At 79.0% G+C, this 2359-nt stretch carries 1 protein-coding gene and 1 pseudogene; both read left to right on the top strand.

The window, feature by feature from the left end; genetic code table 11:
* A partial coding sequence (locus JNW98_RS34800; protein ID WP_223772274.1) for a hypothetical protein occupies nucleotides 1-1019 on the top strand: 1019 nt, incomplete at its 5' end.
* Between the two features lie 65 nt (nucleotides 1020-1084).
* Nucleotides 1085-2316 (top strand): annotated as a pseudogene (locus JNW98_RS34795) (AAA family ATPase).
* Nucleotides 2317-2359: the final 43 nt, after the last annotated feature.

Raw genomic sequence — 2359 nt, 5'->3', positions numbered from 1 at the left:
TCGGCCTCGCGCTGTGGGACGGCTCCCGTCCCGGGGCCGGCGGTCGCCACGGCCCGCGCGCCCACCCCCACCCCCGCCCGAACCGGCGGTTCCGCCTCGACCTGCACCGGCACCTGTGGGACGCCGACCGCTCGGGCGACCTACGGGTCCGGTCGGGCGCCGACCAGTGCCCCGCCGAGCACCGCCCACCACCGGGGACCCCAACGGCGAGTCCCTGGTACGCCGTCGACCGGTGGGCCGCCGAGGCGGCGATCCTCCTCCGTTCCGCGGGCCGGTCCGGCGGGCCCGTCCTCGTCAGGTGCGGGGCCCGGCACCGGCTGCTCCTCGACGTCGACGCGGCCGGCGACGGGCCGCCCTCGGCGCGGATCGGCCCGGCGCCGGCCCGTGCCGACAGCGCCGCACTGCCCGTCCTGCCCGACGCGGCGACCTGGGTGCCGCCCGACCTCGTCCTCCTCCGGGCCGGTGCCCTGGATGCCGGCCGGCTGCACCCGCTCGTCGCCGCGGCCCTCGTACCCGGGCACGTGGCGAGCGGCCCGCCCCCGGCACCCGCGGCCGCCGGCCCGTACCGCCTCGTCGAGTGCCGGCGGGACGGCGGAGGGGACCGGCGGGAGACACACCGGATCGGCCTCGTCGACGGCGCGCTCGTCCCGCTCGACCACGACCCGGACACCCTGCGGCGTGAGGAACTGCTCGCCGCCCTCACCGGCACGCCGCTGCCCTGCCTCCAGGCCGTCGACGAGGCGTACCGGCACCCCGACTGCCTCCCCGGCGTCCGCGAGCGCCTCGACCACGGCGACGCCGCCGGCGCGCTGGCCGTCGTCGAGGAGCTGCTGGGCCCGGACGCGACGCTGCGCGACGGCGCCCTGCGCGACGCCCTGGAGACCGCCGCGCGCCGGCGGATCGCGCACGGGAGGTACCGGGCGGACCTGACCGTTGCCGGACCCGCGTACGCCCGCGTCGACCGGTTCGCCCGGCCCAGCGGCCACCGCGCCCGCCCACGGCACGCGACGTCCGACTGACCTCAGGCGACACGCCCTTCACCCATCGGCCCCTGCGGCCCCGCACACTCACAGGTGACTTCCTCATGACCACTGTCACGCCCCACGGCGCTTCCCGGCTCGACGTCGCCGCCGCCCTGCTGTCCCTGCTGCACGAGACCACCACCGAACCGCGCCCCGACGAGCAGCTGGAGGCCCTGACCCTGGCCGTCGCCGCCGACCTCCCCGTCCTCCTCTGGGGCGAGCCGGGGATCGGCAAGACCGCCGCCCTGACCCAGCTCGCGGCGGCCCTGGACCTCCCGCTCACCACGGTCGTGGCCAGCGTCCACGAACCGTCCGACTTCTCCGGCCTGCCCGTCATCGGGGACGACCCCGCCGAGCAGGGCGTGCCCATGGCCCCGCCGGACTGGGCGGTACGCCTGGTACGGGCGGGCCGCGGGCTGCTCTTCCTGGACGAACTCTCCACCGCCCCGCCGGCCGTCCAGGCCGCCCTGCTCCGGCTCGTCCTCGAACGCCGGATCGGCGCGCTGCGACTGCCGCCCGGCGTACGCATCGTGGCCGCCGCCAACCCGCGGGCCTCGGCGGCCGACGGCTGGGAACTGAGCCCGCCGCTCGCCAACCGGTTCGTCCACCTCCAGTGGACCCACGACCCCGAGACCGTCGTCCGGGGCCTCGGCGGGACCTGGCCCGGGCCGTCCTGCCCCGGCTCGACCCCGAGCGGCTCCCGGAGGCCGTGGACCTCGCCCGCCGCGCGGTGTGCGGGCTCCTCACCGCGCGCCCCGCGCTCGTCCACCGGCTGCCGTCCGGCGAGACCCGCCGGGGCGGCCCCTGGCCGTCGCCCCGCAGCTGGGAGGCGGTGCTCCGGCTGACCGCCTTCGCGACGGCGGCCGGATCCTCCCGCGACGTGCTCTCCCTCCTGGCCCGGGGCACGGTCGGCGACGGCCCCGGCCTCGAACTGCTCGCCTACCTGGACCGGATGGACCTCCCGGACCCCGAAACCCTCCTCGCCGACCCCGCCGGCGCCGCCCTGCCCGAACGGGGCGACCGGCGACAGGCCGTCCTCGACGCCGTCGTGGCGGCCGTCCGCGAACGCCCGGAGCGCTCCCGCTGGGACGCGGCCTGGACCCTCCTGGCCCGGGCCGCCACCACCGGCGCCCCCGACCTCGTCGTCGTCCCGGCCACCACCCTCGCCGCCCTCCGCCGCCCGGACTGGGACGTCCCGGTGGTGATCGACCGGCTCGCCGGAACGGTCGCCCTCTCCCACCACGCCGACCGCGCGGCGGAGCGCTCGGGGGCCGGCGCGCGGGGTGGGCGATGAGCGGCGACGGGGCGCGCGTCACGCCTGACGCCTCCGGCGCGGG

The organism is Streptomyces huiliensis, from assembly GCF_020037025.1.
Lineage (GTDB): Bacteria > Actinomycetota > Actinomycetes > Streptomycetales > Streptomycetaceae > Streptomyces > Streptomyces huiliensis.
Note: the sequence above shows the minus strand (reverse complement) of the source record. Positions and strands in the feature narration are given on the sequence as shown.